Source organism: Paraburkholderia sp. WS6, from assembly GCF_030464835.1.
Classification (GTDB): Bacteria; Pseudomonadota; Gammaproteobacteria; order Burkholderiales; family Burkholderiaceae; genus Paraburkholderia; species Paraburkholderia madseniana.
Window position 1 is genome coordinate 13,507 of sequence record NZ_JALQCK010000048.1, and the last position, 19,091, is coordinate 32,597.

The window sequence follows — 19,091 nt, forward strand, 5'->3', positions numbered from 1 at the left end:
CCTGAGCCGCCACCCTGACTTCGCCGCCCGAAACGCGACAGTAGCCCTCCAGCGCCTCCCGTCAAGGGTTTGCTTCGCCATGTCCTCACCCGTTCGGTGCTCGCCTTCGGCTGCGCTCCGCGATGCGGCCTCCGGGCATGCCCTTGCCAGTCCCCGCCTACGTGCTTCCTTGTCGCCGGGACGACGAACTCAGGGGAACGGCGGCAGCACCGAAACAACTGCCGGTCGGGCCAAAACAAACCCTACGCGGGACTCAGAATCTTGGGGCCCGGTCAGCTTTACAACCCTTCAATACATGGAGTCTTCAACATGAACGCAAACGAACAGATGATTCGGGACGCTCTCTTGCCCCAACAGATCTCCACCGATGTCCTGCTGGAGAAATACGCAAAGGGCGACGAGCAGAGCATTGCCGATGTCAGCGCACGAGTCGCTAACGCGCTGGCTTCTGTAGAGAAACCGGAATTGCGCGACAGCCTTGCCACGCAGTTTGCCAAGACGCTAAAGGACGGATTCATTCCTGCGGGTCGTATCTGGTCAGCGGCAGGAACCGGCATCCAGGCCACGCTCATCAACTGTTTCGTCCAGCCGGTTGGCGATTCGATGGACGACACGACGCCAGGCAATCCCGGCATCTACATCGCGCTGAACGAAGCTGCAGCCACAATGCGCAGGGGTGGTGGTGTTGGTTACGACTTTTCTCGCATCCGTCCGTACGGAGCCTACGTGAAAGGCACTCACTCCCGCGCATCCGGCCCGGTCTCGTTCATGGACGTATTCGACGCATCGTGCGCGACGGTTGAATCCGCCGGCGCGCGGCGCGGTGCACAGATGGGTGTCCTGCGCTGCGATCACCCGGACATTGAGCGTTTTATCCACGCCAAGGATCACAAGGGCAAGCTTAACAATTTCAACATCTCAATTGGCGTGACGGACGCATTTATGCGAGCCGTGGAGGATGACACCGATGTCGAACTGTGTCACGAGGCGCAGCCCCATCCTGACGTCATCGATTCCACATATCAGCGCGATGACGGCAAGTGGGTATACCGGAAGGTCCGTGCAAACGACCTCTGGAACCAGATCATGCAGTCGACCTACCACCACGCGGAGCCCGGTATCCTGTTCATCGACCGGATGAACGAGGAAAACAACCTGCATTATGTTGAGCGGATCGATGCGACGAACCCTTGCGGCGAACAACCCCTGCCGAGCTACGGGTGTTGCGATCTTGGCTCGATCAACCTGACGCGATTCGTGCGAAATGCCTTCTCCATGGGTAGTGACGGGCGTTCGCCGCATTTCGATTACAACGCCCTTGGCGAACTGGTTCGCTGGAGCGTTCGCATGCTGGATAACGTTCTCGATGTGACTTTCTGGCCCCTCCCGCAGCAGAAGGAAGAAGCCATGTCGAAACGGCGCATCGGTCTAGGCTTTCTCGGGCTGGGTGATGCACTGGTCATGATGGGTATTCCGTATGATAGCGACGAAGGGCGCGCTACGGCTGCGGCCATTTCGCAAACGATGCGCAACTATGCCTATCTTGCGTCGATTGATCTGGCCAAAGAGAAGGGCGCTTTTCCACTGTTCGACGCGGAGCAATATCTAACGAGCGGTTTTGCGAAGCGACTTCCGCTAGAGATCCGCGAGAAGATCCGCGAACACGGCATCCGGAACTCGCACCTCCTTTCGATCGCTCCGACCGGCACTATCACGCTCGCATTTGCCGATAACGCTTCCAACGGTATCGAACCGGCCTTCTCCTGGGCCTACACCCGCAAGAAGCGCATGCCCGATGATACCTATCAGGAGTATCTGGTGTACGACCACGCTTTCCGCCTGTTCGCGGAGCAGGGCGGTGACCATGTGCTGGAACCCGGCGAGCACGGGTCGGTGACCATCAAATTCCTGCCGGATTACTTCGTTAGCGCACTGCAAATGAAGGCGAGCGATCACATGAAGATGCTCGAGGCAGTACAGCCCTTCATCGACACCGCGATCAGCAAGACCGTCAATGTCCCCGGCGATTACCCGTACGAGGACTTCAAAGGGCTCTATTCCGACGCGTGGCGCGCCAACCTCAAAGGCCTTGCCACCTATCGCCCGAACGACACACTCGGTTCAGTGCTTTCCGTTGGCGGACAACAAGCCGTCACCAGCGCGAGTCCGGACCTCGACCCACTCGTGCAACGTATCCCGAGCCGTCCGGACGGTGACCTCCCCGGTGTATTTTCGAAAATGGAGTACCACAACCACGAGGGCAAGCAGTCTGTCTATCTAGGCGTGAGCTTCATGCGCGTCGCCGGCATCCTCGACGGCAAGCCCGTCGAGATCGAGCGGCCCGTCGAGTTCTTCGTCCCGGCCGGTCAGCGGAATGATGGTCAGCAGTGGATCACGTCGAATATGCGCCAGCTCTCCATGGTTGCCCGCTCAGGCCTTTCCGTTGCCAAAGCTCTCGCCAATATGCGCGATGTCGTGTGGGACAAGGGGCCGGTGCGCCACGGTTCATTCGAGCGCCAGGACGGTACGAGCGTGCCGCGGTACCACGACTCAGAAGTAGCTGCAATTGGGTACGCTTTCCAGCAGATCCTGATCAAACAGGGGTTTCTGGATTCGGAAGGCAATCAGGTTCCGGTGCGCGAGCTCGCGTTGAAGCTCGTCCAACAGACGGCCGCAGCGACAAAGCCGGTTGATGACGGCAACTACCTGCGGCCGATGCTGGGCAACGGGAAGAAATGCAACGACTGCGGCGCGCAGGCTGTTCATCGCGTCGACGGCTGCGACAAGTGCACAAATTGCGGAACGGTAGGCACCTGCGGCTAATCCACGGGACGCGACCCGCGGGTTGCGTAGTCAACCGCCATCCACGAAAGGACACGACCATGGAACTCGTACTCACGATCATTCAGGCTCTCCTGAACGTTCTCCACTAACTCAGGCCTCCAACATGAACAGACGCTACCTCCACACGATCGCTGCAGGCCTGCTTGCTGGCCTCTCGATTTCCAGCGCGAACGCCGAGCAGGCATACTGGGTACCGCTTATCCAGAAGTCCGAGTCGACCCACACGGCCAGTGCACCTGCTGGACGAGAGAACTGGTACGGCTTCTCGCCTGACGGTCTCGGCATGCCGCTCGTACTGTACGGCATCTACTCGTCCCGGCAATCGATTCACGTACTGGCATACATCCTGACCAACCGCCAGATCATCGAAGCGCTCGCCCGGAAAGCACAGGACGGTGTCACCGTCACCGTTGTGGTCGACTACGGCGAGAGCATCCAGAACGACCGCGACGGATATATCCGCCGCGGTCTGCTGTATCTGGCCCACAGCGGCGCGCAGGTTTGTTCGACTGCCGCTTTTCTCAGGATGCACGACAAGTCCATGGTGATCGACGGTCGCAGCGTGCAGGACGGCAGCATCAACTACACCGGCGCCGGCGAGCACTCGAACAGCGAGGACGCCGTTCTCGAATGGAACGACGTCGACACAGCGGTTGGTTTCGAACAGCACTTCCAGTCACGGTTGGCCACGTGCCGTCCGCTGTAGGAGAGAGAACGGCCATGCGAAAAGCCAAAAGCGATGCTCCCAGCTCGAGCGCCACCGCCGCCTTTGATATGTTGCCGATTCTCTGCGGCGCCGTCCTTGTCACCCAGGTGCTTTCAGCTCGCGTCCTGAACGGACTGGAGATCCGCGCCACGCAGTGGGAGACGCTCACCCAACGTCTTGCACAGTGGAATGCGTGGCTCGCCTGCGCTGAATCCCATGCGGACAATCGCACGCGCTGTCACCTGAGCGCGCTCACGAAGCTGCTCGGCGCGGTCCTCGCCCAGCATCGCGAAGGCGACGATGCGGCCGTTGATGACTGGAAGGCACTACAGCCTTTTCTTCAGGCGGCAGACGGGTACTTGCAGATGTTCCCGGCCCGGCGACGGAAGGCCTCCACGCGATACCCGACCGTGCCGGCCGGCTCACAGCATCCGCACCCTTGATATCGGAGACCCACATGACCGACCCCAAAACGGATCAGCTAGGTGCCTGGATCGACAGCCACTACCCAGCAGAGCCCACCATCGACAACGGTGACGGAACTCTCCGGGTTGCTGTGACGTGTGTCGACAAGGACAGGCGATCTTTCATCGAGCGATCGAACATTCCGGCAACACTGAGCGCTGCGCGCGACTGGTTGGGCTACTAACCCTGGCCGCGCTCACAGGAAAAGTAGTGAGCACGTTGAACAAGACCTGTCCGGTGTCGATCGCAGCAGCGACTGCGACACCCGCTGAAACACCATCCATCCGAACCGAACGAGACTAGGGGCATTTCCGGGCTGCGCCCGGAAACCGCTATGGCGTGCTTCGCTCGCGTTGCGAGCTGCGCATCGAGCCCCTGCGGGTCTCGACCCTTCGGGCTTTCAGCGCTTGCCTTTCGGCTGACGCCGACCAAAAGGGACTACGCCCCTTCTGGACTTCCAACCCCCTGAAGTGATGCGAACTGCGTTCGCATGAAGGCGCTCGCCGCGCGGCGTTCTTTACCTCCCGCGTTACCTGGCCACCTGGTGCCATTCCCCTGAATTCGTTGCCCGAAACGCGACCGTAGGCCACCGCGCTACGTCGTCAAGGCCCGTTCGGGACCGAGTCCTCGCCCTGCGGGCTGCGGGCCGCACCACTCCCTCTCTTTACGCCTTGACGCCTTCGCACGGCGACCTCCTTTGTCGCCGGGACAACGAACTCAGGGGAACGGCGGCAGCACGGTAGCAGCTGCCGGCTCGGCAAAAACAAAACCTACGCCGGGACTCGAATCTAGGGGCCCGGTCAGCTCTGAAACCGAAACGCAAGGAACGCATATGAAAACGAATCTTCTCCGCCGTGTCGCTGCTCACTTCCTGGGCTGCACCGCCAACGCGGAAATCCATGTGATGCACCGCTGGACCCGCCCGGAAGACGACGTGCGCGCCGTGCGACTCGAAACGCTGGTTGATGGTGAAAGGAAACGCGTGACCCTCTACCGGCACGCCCCCGGCACCTGGTCCCCGATGCCCCTCTAATCAGATTTTTAGGAGGTACAGACATGTCCACTTACAAGATCCTTCGCGCTGACTTCAGCGTATGGAAACACCTGCAATACCTGCCCCTCGCACTTGAGGCCGCTTCGCGTGATATCGACGAAGCAAACCCTGTGCTGTTCGTTGTAGAGGTGAAGTAATGAAACTCATGGCACGCGCAATGGCACTCGATCTGCTGATCGAAAGCAACGAAGTCATTATCACCGCCGAGGCATCGGACGGCATCCACACCGCCCCGTATCGGGGTAAATGCAACCGCAGCGCAATCCTGTCATTCCTCGAATTCGCAGGGAAGAAGGCGCGCGCCATCGTCTACAGCCACGACGCGAAAACCGGCCCGGTCGGCATCGACGTCGCATCGGGCGAAGCGCTCGCCTGGACACCGACTAACGAGTAACGAGGCGAAACCGCCTTTACTGCCTAATTCACTGGAGCATACGAAATGCCGATTCTCTGCAGTGTCATCCGCGAGCAAATCCATTCCGAAGACACGTCCGGACGCCCGTACACGATGGAACTCGTTCATTACACGAACGCGACCACCGGACAGCTTGTCCGGACCAAATGCTACATCCTGCCGTCGAACACCGTGCACGTTGTCGAGGACGTGGCAAACCTCACCGAAGCGCCGGAACGTGGCGTCACCACGCTGGCCGAAATTGGCGAGTGGGCAGCGGAGTCGCTTCGCGCCGTCACCCGTCTGTTCTTCTGATTCAACGAGGTCCATGATGTTTATCCGTTCGCTGGGTTTCGCGCTGGTTGTAACTGCTACTGCACACGCTATCCTCTTGGGTGATGGCCATTTTGTCCTTATTTGTGAGCCGCATATGCAAGCCTTGAAAACTGCACTTCTCGCGCTGCGTCACGACCTTAACTGCGCTCTACTTTCGGCGCGAGACAGCGTGCGCCTGTGGGCATACAAGCACTCCGTCATTCGGCCCGCCTACGCGCTTGATCGCGCGCAAATGTCCGTTTCCTTCGAGATGAACGAGGCGTTTGTCGATAACTGGTTCCAGCCTTTGGGAGGGACCTACTGCAGCAGATCCGGTATCAAGATGATCGCTCAGTCCGTCACAGCCGCTGAGCCGGACATGTTGGTCGGAAATGAGCGAGCCGCTTTCGTACTAAAAGACCTGTGCGGCGCGGTTCTTGTTGTTATTGCACCGAGAGACGCTTGGACACATATGTCACTGCAGGAGCTTGTCGATAGTGCTGAGATCACCGCGCGAGTTGCGCAAAGTGGCGGCGCCGATGCGTACCTTGGTAGCGTCTGGATAGGCGGGACCGAAGTTTAGCGATAAAGGCCCACGCGATGGGTCTTTTACTTTTTGGCTGAAATATTGACGCGCGACCCATCCAGCCCGATGCTTGTGTCCGGCTCGCCGACGGGGCGCCGCCATCCAGATTTTGAGCAATGAATTGCTCAAAATACAATCGTCCGACCTGCCTCCCGGCGCTGCGCGCCACTCGCCAGACCTCCCGCACGCGTATCCGCTCGACGGCGCATTGCTACGCAATGCTCGCCGCTCGCGGTTCGCGCGCTGAATCTGCCACTGTGGACCACCACGGTTCCAACCCCCTGAAGTGATGCGAACTGCGTTCGCATGAAGGCGCTCGCCGCGCGGCGTTCTTTACCTCCCGCGTTACCTGGCCACCTGGTGCCATTCCCCTGAATTCGTTGCCCGAAACGCGACCGTAGGCCACCGCGCTACGTCGTCAAGGCCCGTTCGGGACCGAGTCCTCGCCCTGCGGGCTGCGGGCCGCACCACTCCCTCTCTTTACGCCTTGACGCCTTCGCACGGCGACCTCCTTTGTCGCCGGGACAACGAACTCAGGGGAACGGCGGCAGCGCGGTAGCAGCTGCCGGCTCGGCAAAAACAAAACCTACGCCGGGACTCGAATCTAGGGGCCCGGTCAGCTTTGAAACCAAACCGCAAGGATTTCGCACCATGACATTGAAGGTTAAACGCGGATATAAGGCCCGCCCGGCTCCGATCCATACGCGGATCATCGGCACCACCCGCTATCAACGTCTGCTCGCAGATTGGCCTCAACAGGACGCGAACACCGCACGCATCAATGGCCACCGTAGCGCACCGGCAAATAGCCCTGCCGTCCGCATCGAGTACATGAATGGTCGTCGGGCATTTCGCCGGGTTCGAGACGAAGACCATGCGCGCCGGATCGTGCGCGGCAGCGGGATCGCGCGGACATTGCGCCACCGGCTCCCCGTGAAGATGGTTCGCTCAGTCGCCTGTCTGTAATACCTGCCCGCCTCCACCCGGAGGCGAAATCAGCCACCTTCTGGTCATAGGTGCGTCACATGCAAATCACGTTTAAGCCCGCAATCACCGTGTCTATGAACGCCGAGGAATGGATGTTGTTCGCCGACATGCCTGGAGCCGAGACGGCCGCCGAGGCGTTGAGCAAAGCAGCAGCCGATGCGCTCATGACCGCCTGGGAGCTAATGACCGGTGGCCAGATCCTCAACCCGTTTCAGGCGCAAATGTACGCAATCAGAAAATGGGGAGAGACGGCAAATCGCTACGTCGATATCGGCGCATGCGACACGGAACCTCGCGCGGAAATGCAGTCGTTGGCGTGGACCTTCTTCATGGAGCCTCCCGAAGCGGCGCTCAAATTGTTGCGCGCGGGCCACTAAGGTCCGCTGGTGCCATCTGTCAATTTCAGGAGTCAAGACATGCAAGACACTTTCTCACTCGCGCTCGAAGCGCGCACCACCTGGGCAAACTTCCGTGTTGCGCTGGTCGCCAGCGAAGGCGTGCGGACCGGTGTAGTCAAATCGTTGGCAGATACCGCAGGTGCCACCGCTCGACGGCTTGGGTTTATAACGTATCCCGACGCCACGATGCCTAACCTGATCGCGGACGTACCTGAACTGATCCAGCAGTGGAGCGACGGTTACGCCGAGGGAGCGGATGCTCAAACGCACTATGCCGCGTTCCTCACGGATTGGGCGACCGACCGCAGCGAAGCAGAAGAGGACGCGCAACAGATGCGCGCGGAGGCGGGCGAGAGCGGGGAAGAAATCGACTCACCTGACGGCGCGCATCTCGCCGACGCATTGCCACCGATAGACGCCGCCACGTTTCGCGCGGTCCACAGTCGAATCACCAAAATGGCCAGTGAAGCCAACCGCCGATGCGGCCAGTCGTACGAGTACATGGTGAGTCTGCTGTGCGGGATGGTGGAAGGCATGCTTGACGAATTCGCTCCCGAAGAACGCCCAGCAGTTGTGCTGGTTGCTCGCAGTTTCGGTTACTTGAGCCCCGACGAACTGGCCGCCGCAGAAAAGGAAATGGCTGATGCTGGTTATTGCAGTCACGGTCTGGACTATTGGACTTGCCCATGCGGATGCTTCGAAAACTAGCTCTCTTGACGTGCCGGACAATTGCGCATGCGAAAAAATCGGAGTGAGTCAGAAGTACGATAGTCCGGCCTGAATTACGCCACCTCGGCGCGCGAGTCCGCAGATCGCGTGCCGAGGTTGTCGGCTCGCGCGGACCGGCCCGTGCGGGACGGCTTTTCCGCGGTGCTCCAAAACCGCCCAGCACGGGCCGCTGAAGCTATCGTGATTTTGAGCGAAACCCGCGCTCAAAATGGAATCGTCCGATCCGCTTCCCGGCGCTTTGCGCCGCTCAGCCGATCTCCCGCACGAGTAGCCGCTCGACGGCGCATTGCGATGCAATGCAGGCCGCTCGCGACTCCACGCTCGGGACCGCGCTGCGATCCCTCGCCGAACACGGGCCACGACAGCGCCCGATGCCGTATCGCACCTACCGGCGCGACCCGACACCGAGCGCTGAAAAACGCCCAACAGGGATTCAGCGCTTACGCGCTCGGATCGCTAGTTAATCCGGAAGTCGCTCCGGTGCCGTCGGCACCTGCGCTCCTTCGGTCAACGTAGACGCAATGCGCCGGATCTCGCGTTCCGTGGCTTCGCCACTTCCACTACGACCCGGCGCATCATCCGACCACCATCGCCTTTGCCGAAACACCGCGCATTTCCCACAAGCTCCACCGCGCCCCGCTTCATCGGAGTTACCCACAGCAAAGCCCACTGTGGGTAACTCCCGCGGCGTCCGGTTCCGCGATCCATACGAATCGCGACCGTCCGTACGACGCCGTGGATTTGTGGAAAATGCTACGCGACAGGTTCCGGCTCCGGCTGCGCCTCCGCCTTGCCCGCACCTTTCGAAGGCGGGACCGCCGCTGACGGCTCCGCCTTCGCGTCGCTTGCCGGCACCGCCGGCGGGTCGCTCTCGCTCTCCGCCGCCATCCCGAGCAGCGCCTTCACCTTCGGCAACGCCTTGCGCCACACTTCGACATCCACGGTGTCCAGCCGCTCCGCTTTGAACAGATCGCCAATCGCCTTTCGGTTCTTCCCGAGCGCATTCTTCTCCTCAACGCGTTTCTTCTCTCTCAGCGCCTCCAGCCTTCTTTGCGTTTCGGCGATTTGCTCATCGAGCGACACTCCAGCCCGCCGACCCACACGCTTCGTCTCTTTCCCATTTTCCTGCGACATTACCGTTTCTCCATAGTGACGTTGAAATCGGGAACCCTGCGGTCCCGTGCGCGGATAGATCTTCGCTTCATCACGTGGAAAACTCAATTCCCGCCGGTTCCCGACCCGGGGGTTCGCGAGCCCTTTCTCTGATCTCCACTGCCCTCAGAAAGGTCAAAGCCGCCCCCCCTCCAAGGCACACACATGACGCACGCGCGCGTGCAACGTCAAAACCAGTGGTAAACCCATGATTTCCCTACCGAATTGGTGTCAGACAAAATTTTTTCGGCACAACGAACAAACCAAACCTAAACTCGCGAAATCCTATTAGTTACAAGGTGTTTGGCGTGTCAGCCATTGGCTGACGCAACTTCAAAAACCCTGTTCAAGCTTGGTGTTTTCGATGACTAAAGAAAGACGTACTGTGAGGCTCGATCCAGAGACGGAAGAGCAGATAGTTGAGTTGGCGAAGCGAATGAAGATTCCGGTGAGTTCGGTAATTCGCATCTTCATCAGCGACGGTCTGTCCAAGTTCGATCGGCGATATGAGTCATTCATCGAGCGACTCGACCGGATCGAGAAAGTGATGCATATGACCCATACGATGGCGGCAGCGGGAGTCGCCGCGGTTCTACTTCCGGACGGTGTCGGTCACCGTCTGAGTAGCTCTGCGGCGGAGCAATTCCGGTCACGCGTGGACAGCTCCGTTTACTTCGGCAGCGGCATTAAATCCGGGCATGACAATGGGGCGTTCACCACGGAGGACGAGGATGTTTCTGCCAATTGATATCGAATCAGTTAACGCCCCAGATCAACTCCCGCCGGGGGAATACGACGCGACCTGCCTGGTGTGGTCGTCGCCCAATGGGCACGATCGGATGATGGAATTCAGGTACACCCGGGTAGGCAAGGAACACCACCAAGCGTGCGATCTGCTTTTCATTGACAGCGCCGGGAATGTGCGCCTTTGCGACTTTATCCGCATGCCGGATGACGCTTGGCGCGACAGTTTCGGTGCACGCGCCGACCAACTGGTTTCACTGCTACCCGACGACGTATCGACCTATCGTCTGGTCGACGAGCAGGATCTTGGTTGCCTCTATCTGCAGGAGGGCGCGTGAACAAACCTGTCATTTCCGACGCCGGCGCCGGTCGGGCACTGTTTCTCACGAGCATGAAGCTCACGGTTCATGCCATGAACATGTCAATGTGGGCTGGTGCATTGCCCGGCCTGCTACTGCCGATAATTCTCTGGCTCGGCTGGCTCAACCCGACCGACAGCGACATTCTGAAACAGACAATCGTCTCGCACATCGTTTCCAAAGATACTCCCCGAAAATGGCCGGTTAGGGACGAACACGGGGCCGACAGCTTTGTGACCGTAGTCAAGGCGGACGGCTCCGAGATACAGATGCTGACCCCCCCACAATTTCTGGTAGTCACCCGTGGGATGTCTCCGGTCACCAGTGCGCTTCCTAAAGTTCTGATCGCTGCGGTCGCAAGTGCGCTCCTCGGTTATATGGGAATCTGGCGGTCACTTCGCCGAGTTGGAAAGAAGGCGCGAGAGAACAAACTCGTCCGTGGCAAGGAAGATGTTGTTCAACCCGCCGTTCTGTCTTCACAGGTTCGCCGCAAGGAACCCGGGCCATACAAGATTCTCGACATCTCCCTTCCAGTTAAGGCGCCAATGCAGGGCATTCTTTTCCTGGGTGCCCAAGGCACAGGGAAGTCGATCGGGCAGCATGACCTGATGCAGCAGGTTTTTGCCCGCAAGAAGAAGTGCGTCATTTATGACCACGCTGGCGAATACTTCCGGGCGTACTACCGTCCCGGAAAGGACTTCTTCTTTAACCCCTCGATGCTCGGGTGCGTCCCGTGGTCGATCTTCGCCGAGTTGGTCAACACCTACGACTCGAATACGTTGTCGCACGCGTTTTTGCCACCGAAAGCTGGCGTTGTTCACGGCGCAAGTGCGTTTTTCGAGGACGCAGCTCGAGCGCTCTTCTCCGTCATGTTATTGCGGCTGGCACAACGCGGAGCGCAGCACACCCGGGTGATCTCCGAGGCAATTCTCGCCATGCCGGAGGATGAGTTGGAACTGCTGGTACGTCAGTCTGTCGCCAGTTCGGCAGTAGGTGGCGATTCGACCGGACAACGCCAGGGTGTTATCAGCTCTATTGCGATCTACCTTGATGGTATCGCCGCAGTTCCGGATGGCGACTGGTCGATGAGGAAATTCTTCGATGCGGACGACGATGCGCGCTTTTTCATCCTCAACACCGAAGACACAATGGCGATGTTTGCACCGCTGTACCGGTTGCTGTTGACCGTCGCATTCGGTGCGATCGCGGCTAAACAGGAAATTGTGCACGAAGACAGATACTGGTTTTTTACCGACGAGTCAGCGCAACTCGGCGACATCCAGATGGACAAGTGGCAGGCCACTCTCCGCAAAAACGGTGTTTGCGTCGTCACCGGTACGCAGGCTGATAAGCAGTATTACACCACGATGGGCCAGGACCGCGCCGAGGCCCTTCTCAACTGTATGCGGACGGTCGCGATGCTTGCCACCCCCGAGCCGAACATGGCAAAACGGATGGCCGAACGCCTGACCAAGCGGGAAATGGACGTGGTTTCTGAAGGCCAGGCACTGGCGGTGAGCGAATGGCGGGATGGCGCGAACCTGAATCAGGGGGAAGGGGAGAAGTGGCTTGTCATGCCCGCCGAAATCGCCTCTCTCGACAACTGCGTGGCCTATATCCAGATGCCGGGAAGCTACCCCGTGTCAAAGGTTGATTACCGACACTGGCTTCCGAAATGGTGGCGGCCGTGGGCGCGAGTCAACCGGTTCAAGGAAGTCAGAAAGAATCCGCCGAATGATCCCCGATTCAAGATTTTGCGGGCCACTGGACAGGACGCGATCGCGAGCGTTCGCGAGGACGCAGAAAGGGAGCGCGCCGCAAGAGCAGCTGCGGAACAGGCGAAAACAACCATTGAGGCAGAAGGCGTCTGGGTCGTCGTCGAGGAAACCGGTGAAATGGTCCGCGTGAAGGATAGCGGCGCAAACGGAGCCAGCGAGCAGCCGCAGCAGGATTCGACACCAGACGAAACGAACGAGGAATCGCATGGGGCAGGGCTCTTCACAGGGCCGGTTGGCGGACGCAGGAATGGCGGCAAGGGGGTTTCGCGATGAAATCGTTCAAGGGCATTTTTGTAACTTGGGTGTTCACGACGCTCGCGTTGCTGGTCGCCGTTTTTTTCTATTTCTGGTCTGAACTGGGCGAGATCGTGTTCGGCACCGGAGAAGCTAACACCGGACTGGTTCAGGCGACGCTTGATGACGCCGATATCGCAACGATCAAGGCAGTACGGCTCGAACGGGATCTCAAGGACTCCGCGCCGGCGGCGTCGACTGCTCCCGCCATTGCGGTTACCGATCTGCGTGTCGTAGCCAAAGTCGGGATGAACGTCACGGTCGGCTTCCGGCTTTCCGCCTCGCCGTCGACCACGCAATACCCGACGCTGCGAATCTTTGTCTTGGCCGGTCGGCAAACCGCACGAACAGTCGATTTGTCGCCGCAACGATACGCGCACGGGGTTCGGCTTTCCAACGAACAGATCCGCGTGCCGCTCACCTTGAATCCGGGCGAAACCGGTTTTACGGCTCAAGCCCTGCCTGGCGAGCAGGGAGGCGCCGTATGATTTCAAAGCAGGAAATCAGTAGCGCCTCCGATGCGGCGGTTTATCACGACAAGTCGTTTAATCAGGAGGCCAGCCAGAAGGCCGACAACTATTACGTCAACGAAAAGGCGACGGCGCATTGGCAAGGGAAGGGCGCGGAGTTTTTGGGGAAGCGCGGTGCGGCTGTGACGCGCGACGATTTCGTTGAACTCCTTGAGGGTAAGCTTCGCAACCCGGAAAGTCAGGAAATTGAAGATCTGGCTGAGAACAGTAAGGGGAAGAACCGGCGTCCGGGAGTTGATTTCACCGTGGCGCCGCCCAAAAGTGTCTCCCTGGCCGCTCTTGTCGGGAAGGACGAGCGGGTCGTCGATGCGCACCTAGCCGCGAACGAACGTGTCATGGCATGGTTTGAAAAACACGCGTCCATAGTTCGCGTAAAGGACGAAAACGGTCAGAATCGGGCGGAACTGGCCGGTAACCTTCTATACGCGACCGTCCTGCACGAAACGAACCGGGAGAACGAGCCGCATCTCCATAGCCACAACGTTATCGTCAACGCGGTCTACGACGAAAAGCGACAGGAGTGGCGCAGCCTGACCAATGACCGCCTCTACAAGCTTCGGGCGCAGGGCGACGTTATCTACAAGGCCGAGCTCGCGCACCGGCTGCAGAAACTTGGTTACGAGATTGAACACGCCTCAAACGGCATCGACTTCGAAATTAAGGGATTCTCAGACGAACAGGTCCAGACCTATAGCAGTCGGCGCGCGCAGATTCGTCACACGCTGGTCGAGCGGGGCATCGACCCGGGGGAGGCGAGCTTCGATGCGCGGCAGACTGCTGCGCTTTCCAGTCGGGCCGGCAAGGAAGAATACCCGCGGGACGTCCTGCAGGATGCCTGGGAAAGAACCGGCCGCGACGCAAACCTCGACGTGGAATCCGTCGTTGCTGCCGCCAGGAATCGGGTTGAACAGTGGGAACAGAGGGCGGCAGCTGGACCTGGTGGCGGGCAGCAGCGCAATGGCGTGGATCCGGAGCGGGCACCAACCCGGGAGGAACGAGAACAGGCGCGCGCTGACCGCGAAGCGCTTAGAGCCGTTTCGTGGGCAATTGAACACCTTTCCGAGCGCGAGCAGTCTTTTAAGCTCACGGACTTGGAAGAGACTGCGCTTGTTTTCAGCCGCGGCGGGATGGACGACATTGACCGGGCAATAGAACAACACGTTGCCGGGCATCGTATGGTCGAGAAGGAATTGGGCGACGACGGCTCGCGGATATTTACGACACCTGCGGCAATCGATAGCGAGATGCGACTGGCCCGGAATATTCGCGAGGGTCGCGGGCAAGGCAATGTCGTATTGACCGACGAGGCGGAATTCATCGCGGCGGTAGATGCGTTCAATGAAAGGAAAACGATCGAGACGGGCAAGGAGTACCGTCTTTCCGGTGAACAGGTCAATGCCGCCCGTAACATTCTCATGCACCCAGATACCTACCAGGGTGTTCAGGGCGAGGCCGGGACCGGAAAAACAGCGGCCAATGCCCTCGTCTACGAAGTGGCGGTCGCCAAGGGTTGGGAAGTCCTCGGCGTCGCGACGTCCGCTGCTGCAGCCACTGAACTTGAAGCTGCCAGCGGCATCCCGAGCAACACAATCGCCGGATACTTTGCTGAACGCGACAAGCGAATCAAGGCTACCGAACTGCGTCTGGATGAACTACGCGCGACTATCAACGCGAATACCCCGCTTCGTCATTCGCCCGACGCGCGCGTTGAGTCGCACAAGCTGCAGGTGCGAAACAGCGAGGTCGACTACGGAAAACACCGATACACCTTTGACCATCAGCGTGGGGAAGTATTCAGGTCGCCCGACGACTTCCGCAATGCGGTTGGTACGTTCCTGACGAACCTTGCCAACAGGAACAGGGACGGCCTTACACGCATCCACCAGAATGCCACCTCGTTCGCCGGTAAGGCTGTTACAGGCCAGTTGGTGAAAGGCGTCGACAAGGCACAGTCGATCGGCAGAAAGTGGACCAGCTTCGAGAAAGTGGGGGTCGCTGAGGCGATTGCCGCGCGCACAACGCTATATCTGAACAACGGCCAGAGTAAAGACGCATTGGCCCATGAATTTGAGGCTACCCAGGCAAAGCTTGCAAACCTTAAACGATTCGGCAACGCAGAGGGGAAGAAGACCCTGCTTGTTATGGATGAGTCGTCACTCACCGGTGCGGGAGATACAGAAAAACTTTCCACGCTCGCCCGTGAATTCGGCGCACGCGTTGTGTTTCAGGGTGACATCAAGCAACACGAGAGCGTCTCGGCCGGCCGGGCGTTTGAACAGGCTCAACAGGCAGGCATCCATTTGTCGGTTCTGGAAGAAACGCGCCGGTTCGATAACGCGACGCCGGCCACGAAACAGGCGATTAAGGAGATCAAGGCCGGGGACTACGCGAAAGCGATCGATCTGCTTGACAAGTTGGAAGTCGACGGCGAAGAACTTGCCGCTACGGTTGCGGACCGCTATCTAATCAATCTCCGGGAGTTGCGCGCGGCAGGCAACGAGAAGCCGTTGGTCGGTGTGGTCGCACTAACAAACGATGATCGAAAGGACATTAACTCGGCTGTTCACTCGCTCCTAATGAAGGAGGGACACCTCTCGGGCCCGGAGTTCGAGAAGAAGCATTTCGACCAGCCCTCTCTCACGGAGGCCGAACAGCGGCACGCAGTGATGCTGGCGAAGGCGGGCGTCGACCATTTGGTATATCGCAAGAACTACAAGGAGATTGGCGTCCAGCAGGGCGACGTTATTCAGATCACGGGGTTCAACGTCCAGTTAAATCGTGTCTTTGGTGTTGATGCGACCGGGAGAAAAGTCGAAATCAATCCGCAGCGTCAGGACTTCTTCAGTCCGGTCAAGCTCGAAAAGCGGAACTACGCCGCCGGCGACCTCGTGGAATCCCGTTCGATCATTGCGTTTGAGGACAAAGAAACGCCCAAGATCAAGAACGGCACACGCGGGATGATCAAGGATGTCGACAATGATGGGGCCACGATCGTATGGAAGCGGGACGGAAGGGAGTCCCGGCTGAATAACGACCAGCTCCGCATGATCGAGCATTCTTACGCGCACACATCGTTTAAGGAGCAGGGCGCTACCAACGATCGCGAAATTATTGCCGTCAGTTGGACCGGGGCGAAGATTATCCACAAGCTCGCCTCCTATGTCGCCGCGTCACGGGCGAAAGGCAACACCGAGATTGTGACCTCGGACCTCGAAGGACTACGCGAAAATGCGGGGGCGGAGAAGGCAAAGACCACCGCCGTCGACATGCAGAAGAAAATGGCACAGGCTCAGCAGGCCCGGCAACAACAGAATCAGGCAAATCTGCAGAACGGAGGTCTCCAGAAGCCCACGCAGGCGGTCGAACAAACGCGGCCAGGCCTGCAGAAGACGCCGGAAAAAACACCGGAAAGGACGCCGGCGAAGGTGCCGGAGCAGGGGCGTATCCTGAAGCTTTAGCATCCGTTATGCGATATCGTCCGGCCGGCGCAGACTGCCACTCCGGGTCCAGCCCATTCCGGCCGCGCGACCGGTGCCGGATCCGGCGCTGCAACTGATCGAGGAGCGCAAGGAACTGTCGACGCGACAGGAATCTGGCCAGCTATCTGCCTCGAGCACAGTGCGCCGACCGAGAAGATGCTTGACGCGATCGCCGGCACACAGTTCGGCCAGATCGAAGAGAGCGGACTGATATTCGGAGGCCATCGCGTCGAGGCGGGTGCAAATATCTTAATGGCACCTTCGGAGCTTCGATGTGGTCACGATGCGTTTCGTGGACCAGAGACCGGGCTCCCACCGTCCGCGCGCTCCTGAAAAAGCTCACCGATGCACGCGTGTTTGCAGGGTATGTGACGACCCACGCATTCCTCGGCCCGCACAATTTTGCGCTGGGCACGCCGCAGGTCGGGCAGGCTACCCCTAGGATATGATTGCGCGTGATCTGATCCGGCAGCAAGCCGGCGGGGCAGGGGATCGTCAATACAACAAGAGTCAACGCGGAAACGGTGCGCTATCTCATGGACGACCTCGCCCGGAACAGGGCGACGTGGGTGACCTTCTAACTCCAGACAACGACCGGCACTGCAGGTGCTCGCGCCTGGAAAGGCTTTCGTTCGGGTCACCAGCGCGCCGATGAAGAATGCCACGATTCAACAATAGGGCCAGGCGAGCCATGGTTAAGCGGACGAGAGATGATGAGGTGAAGTTGGCGGTGCGAGTCTTTGAACCGACGGTGCCGCTCTCGCGTGCACGCGCGCCGGTGCCAGATCACGAGGACGTTGGGCTCACCGCGTACGTCGAGCGTGCGTGGGAAGAGGCGTTCTCGCTCTCGGAGAAGCCCTGTGCCTGTCCGCGCTGCGGTAGCCGCCATACGGTACTGCTTTCGCGCCGCTCCAGCCGGGGGCGGGCGAGTCCCAGCTTTGGCTGCCAGTCGTGCAAGCAGGGCTTCAACCGGCGTACCGGTACGCCGCTTGCGCGCCTACGCAGCCCAGAGAAGCTGCGGTACCTGATTCCGTGGCTCGGACAGCAAACATCGATTGAATCCGTTGCAGATGACCTCGGCGCAGGACGAGGCGCTGTAAGCCGCTGGGTTACAGCGGTCCGGCAGTGGCTGCTGCAACTTGATCCCGATGGTGTCTGGGAGGCGCGCGTGCGGCTGGGGGTCCGGTTTGCGGCGCGCACGACCTGCTACGAGTGCCACTATAGCGGCGCGGTGCTCCATGGGGGCTTCAACATTGATCGCACACGCAAGTTCCTGTGCCCGACGTGCGGCGCGACGTTGCAGCGGCTGAAACTCGAAGCGCTCGGCATCGTGCTGGACATGATCATCATTCAAGATGTCGCGAATACCGTGCTGCGCAATCAGTCGCGGCAGGGCCGCGCCCCGGCGTTCGCGCTGCCGCCGAACACGGAGGTGGCACCGTTGGCCCCGCCCGCGCCGAAGCGCATTCAACCGCGCAAACTTCGCTTGGACATCGGTGCGCTGCCGGCGCGTTCGTCAGTCGTGCGGGCGGATCGGCCTGTGTGGGGGAAGCGCTCGCGTGTAGAACCCGATGCTTTGCCGGACCGGGAGAACAAAGCGCTCACGAACTTCCTGATGGATGCGATCACGCGCGCGTATGCGCCGGACGTCGAGCCGCGCCCGGCGTGTCCGTGGTGTGGCGAATCACACGTCAACCCTGCACACAACAGCCGCGGCGTGCCGCAATACGGCTGCACGCAGTGCGGCAAGGTGTTCTCTCGGCTCACCGGCACGCCGCTCTCGGGCATGCGGCATCGAGACCGGCTCGCGCGGTTCGTGCAATTGCTTTCGCAGCCGCTTTCGTACACACAGGCCGCCGAAGAGCTTGCCGTATCGACGCTGCTGGTTAGCCGCCACTGGGTGCCCAAGTTCCGTCGCTGGCTGCTCGAACTCGATCCGTCCGGAGTCCACGAGCGTCTGGCGCAGCTCGGAGCCAAGCCGCAGGCGCCGCCGATGGTATGCCCTAAGTGCGCGTGGGAGGGCACCATGCAGCTGTACGGCTTCGCGAGCGAAACACACCACCTGCCGGTGGAGCACCGCATCCGTCAGTATCGTTGTCCGGCGTGCAAGCGCACCTTTCGGATTACAGCGCTCGAGCGGCGCGCTGCCTGAAGGGCAATGAGTTACGACGCGTCGGAGTCTTCGGGTCTTTCTGCGCCGCGGTCGCTCAGAATGGATCCGCTCGCAGCGGATGCTGAAGCGCGCCGGCCTAGCTTCGATACTATCTTGGCTAACCG

General features: G+C 59.9%; 19 protein-coding genes. 18 read left to right on the forward strand and 1 reads right to left on the reverse strand.

Annotation, left to right across the window (positions count from 1 at the left end):
- The first annotated feature begins 309 nt into the window (after nt 1–309).
- The 12 genes from M0D64_RS37495 (at nt 310) to M0D64_RS37550 (ending at nt 8,457) form a co-directional block, all read left to right on the forward strand.
- Nucleotides 310–2,823, forward strand: coding sequence for an adenosylcobalamin-dependent ribonucleoside-diphosphate reductase (locus M0D64_RS37495; protein WP_266241735.1), 2,514 nt, complete (start codon nt 310–312; stop codon nt 2,821–2,823).
- A gap of 124 nt (nt 2,824–2,947) precedes the next feature.
- The gene (locus M0D64_RS37500; RefSeq protein WP_266241737.1) at nt 2,948–3,550 is read left to right on the forward strand and encodes a phospholipase D-like domain-containing protein; all 603 of its coding nucleotides are present in this window, start codon (nt 2,948–2,950) and stop codon (nt 3,548–3,550) included.
- A 14-nt stretch (nt 3,551–3,564) separates the two neighbouring features.
- Nucleotides 3,565–3,993, forward strand: coding sequence for a hypothetical protein (locus M0D64_RS37505; protein ID WP_266241739.1), 429 nt, complete (start codon nt 3,565–3,567; stop codon nt 3,991–3,993).
- Nucleotides 3,994–4,007: 14 nt separating this feature from the next.
- Nucleotides 4,008–4,199 carry a hypothetical protein gene (locus tag M0D64_RS37510; RefSeq protein WP_266241741.1) on the forward strand — a complete coding sequence of 64 codons (192 nt, stop codon included), beginning with the start codon at nt 4,008–4,010 and terminating at the stop codon, nt 4,197–4,199.
- Between the two features lie 648 nt (nt 4,200–4,847).
- On the forward strand, nt 4,848–5,048 hold the full coding sequence (locus M0D64_RS37515) for a hypothetical protein (protein WP_266241742.1): 201 nt from the start codon (nt 4,848–4,850) through the stop codon (nt 5,046–5,048).
- 23 nt (nt 5,049–5,071) lie between these two features.
- The gene (locus M0D64_RS37520; protein WP_266241744.1) at nt 5,072–5,206 is read left to right on the forward strand and encodes a hypothetical protein; all 135 of its coding nucleotides are present in this window, start codon (nt 5,072–5,074) and stop codon (nt 5,204–5,206) included.
- The gene (locus M0D64_RS37525; protein WP_266241745.1) at nt 5,206–5,463 is read left to right on the forward strand and encodes a hypothetical protein; all 258 of its coding nucleotides are present in this window, start codon (nt 5,206–5,208) and stop codon (nt 5,461–5,463) included. Before M0D64_RS37520 ends, M0D64_RS37525 begins: the two co-directional genes overlap by 1 nt.
- A 45-nt stretch (nt 5,464–5,508) precedes the next feature.
- Nucleotides 5,509–5,778 (forward strand): hypothetical protein, encoded by a 270-nt coding sequence (locus M0D64_RS37530; protein ID WP_266241746.1) that lies wholly within the window; start codon nt 5,509–5,511, stop codon nt 5,776–5,778.
- 13 nt (nt 5,779–5,791) lie between these two features.
- Nucleotides 5,792–6,361 carry a hypothetical protein gene (locus M0D64_RS37535; RefSeq protein WP_266241748.1) on the forward strand — a complete coding sequence of 190 codons (570 nt, stop codon included), beginning with the start codon at nt 5,792–5,794 and terminating at the stop codon, nt 6,359–6,361.
- Between the two features lie 654 nt (nt 6,362–7,015).
- Nucleotides 7,016–7,330 (forward strand): hypothetical protein, encoded by a 315-nt coding sequence (locus M0D64_RS37540; protein WP_266241750.1) that lies wholly within the window; start codon nt 7,016–7,018, stop codon nt 7,328–7,330.
- Nucleotides 7,331–7,389: 59 nt separating this feature from the next.
- The gene (locus tag M0D64_RS37545; RefSeq protein ID WP_266261417.1) at nt 7,390–7,728 is read left to right on the forward strand and encodes a hypothetical protein; all 339 of its coding nucleotides are present in this window, start codon (nt 7,390–7,392) and stop codon (nt 7,726–7,728) included.
- Between the two features lie 39 nt (nt 7,729–7,767).
- On the forward strand, nt 7,768–8,457 hold the full coding sequence (locus M0D64_RS37550; RefSeq protein WP_266241754.1) for a hypothetical protein: 690 nt from the start codon (nt 7,768–7,770) through the stop codon (nt 8,455–8,457).
- A 774-nt stretch (nt 8,458–9,231) separates the two neighbouring features.
- On the opposite strand, the gene M0D64_RS37555 is transcribed toward M0D64_RS37550, so the two are convergent.
- Nucleotides 9,232–9,561 (reverse strand): hypothetical protein, encoded by a 330-nt coding sequence (locus M0D64_RS37555; protein ID WP_266241755.1) that lies wholly within the window; start codon nt 9,559–9,561, stop codon nt 9,232–9,234.
- 433 nt (nt 9,562–9,994) lie between these two features.
- On the opposite strand from M0D64_RS37555, the gene M0D64_RS37560 reads away from it, so the two are divergent.
- From M0D64_RS37560 to M0D64_RS37585, 6 genes are all read left to right on the forward strand, one after another.
- A complete protein-coding gene (locus M0D64_RS37560) occupies nt 9,995–10,378 on the forward strand; it encodes a hypothetical protein (RefSeq protein ID WP_266241756.1) in 384 nt (127 codons plus the stop codon).
- Complete coding sequence (locus M0D64_RS37565; RefSeq protein WP_266241757.1) at nt 10,362–10,712, forward strand: hypothetical protein; 351 nt, start codon at nt 10,362–10,364, stop codon at nt 10,710–10,712. The genes M0D64_RS37560 and M0D64_RS37565 overlap by 17 nt, the downstream gene beginning before the upstream one ends.
- On the forward strand, nt 10,709–12,784 hold the full coding sequence (locus M0D64_RS37570) for a type IV secretion system DNA-binding domain-containing protein (protein ID WP_266241758.1): 2,076 nt from the start codon (nt 10,709–10,711) through the stop codon (nt 12,782–12,784). Before M0D64_RS37565 ends, M0D64_RS37570 begins: the two co-directional genes overlap by 4 nt.
- Nucleotides 12,781–13,293, forward strand: a complete 513-nt coding sequence (locus M0D64_RS37575) for a hypothetical protein (protein ID WP_266241760.1) — start codon at nt 12,781–12,783, stop codon at nt 13,291–13,293. Before M0D64_RS37570 ends, M0D64_RS37575 begins: the two co-directional genes overlap by 4 nt.
- Nucleotides 13,290–16,793 carry a MobF family relaxase gene (gene mobF, locus M0D64_RS37580; protein ID WP_266261418.1) on the forward strand — a complete coding sequence of 1,168 codons (3,504 nt, stop codon included), beginning with the start codon at nt 13,290–13,292 and terminating at the stop codon, nt 16,791–16,793. The genes M0D64_RS37575 and mobF overlap by 4 nt, the downstream gene beginning before the upstream one ends.
- Nucleotides 16,794–17,544: 751 nt before the next feature.
- On the forward strand, nt 17,545–18,966 hold the full coding sequence (locus M0D64_RS37585; RefSeq protein ID WP_266241764.1) for a DUF746 domain-containing protein: 1,422 nt from the start codon (nt 17,545–17,547) through the stop codon (nt 18,964–18,966).
- The last annotated feature ends 125 nt before the right edge of the window (nt 18,967–19,091 follow it).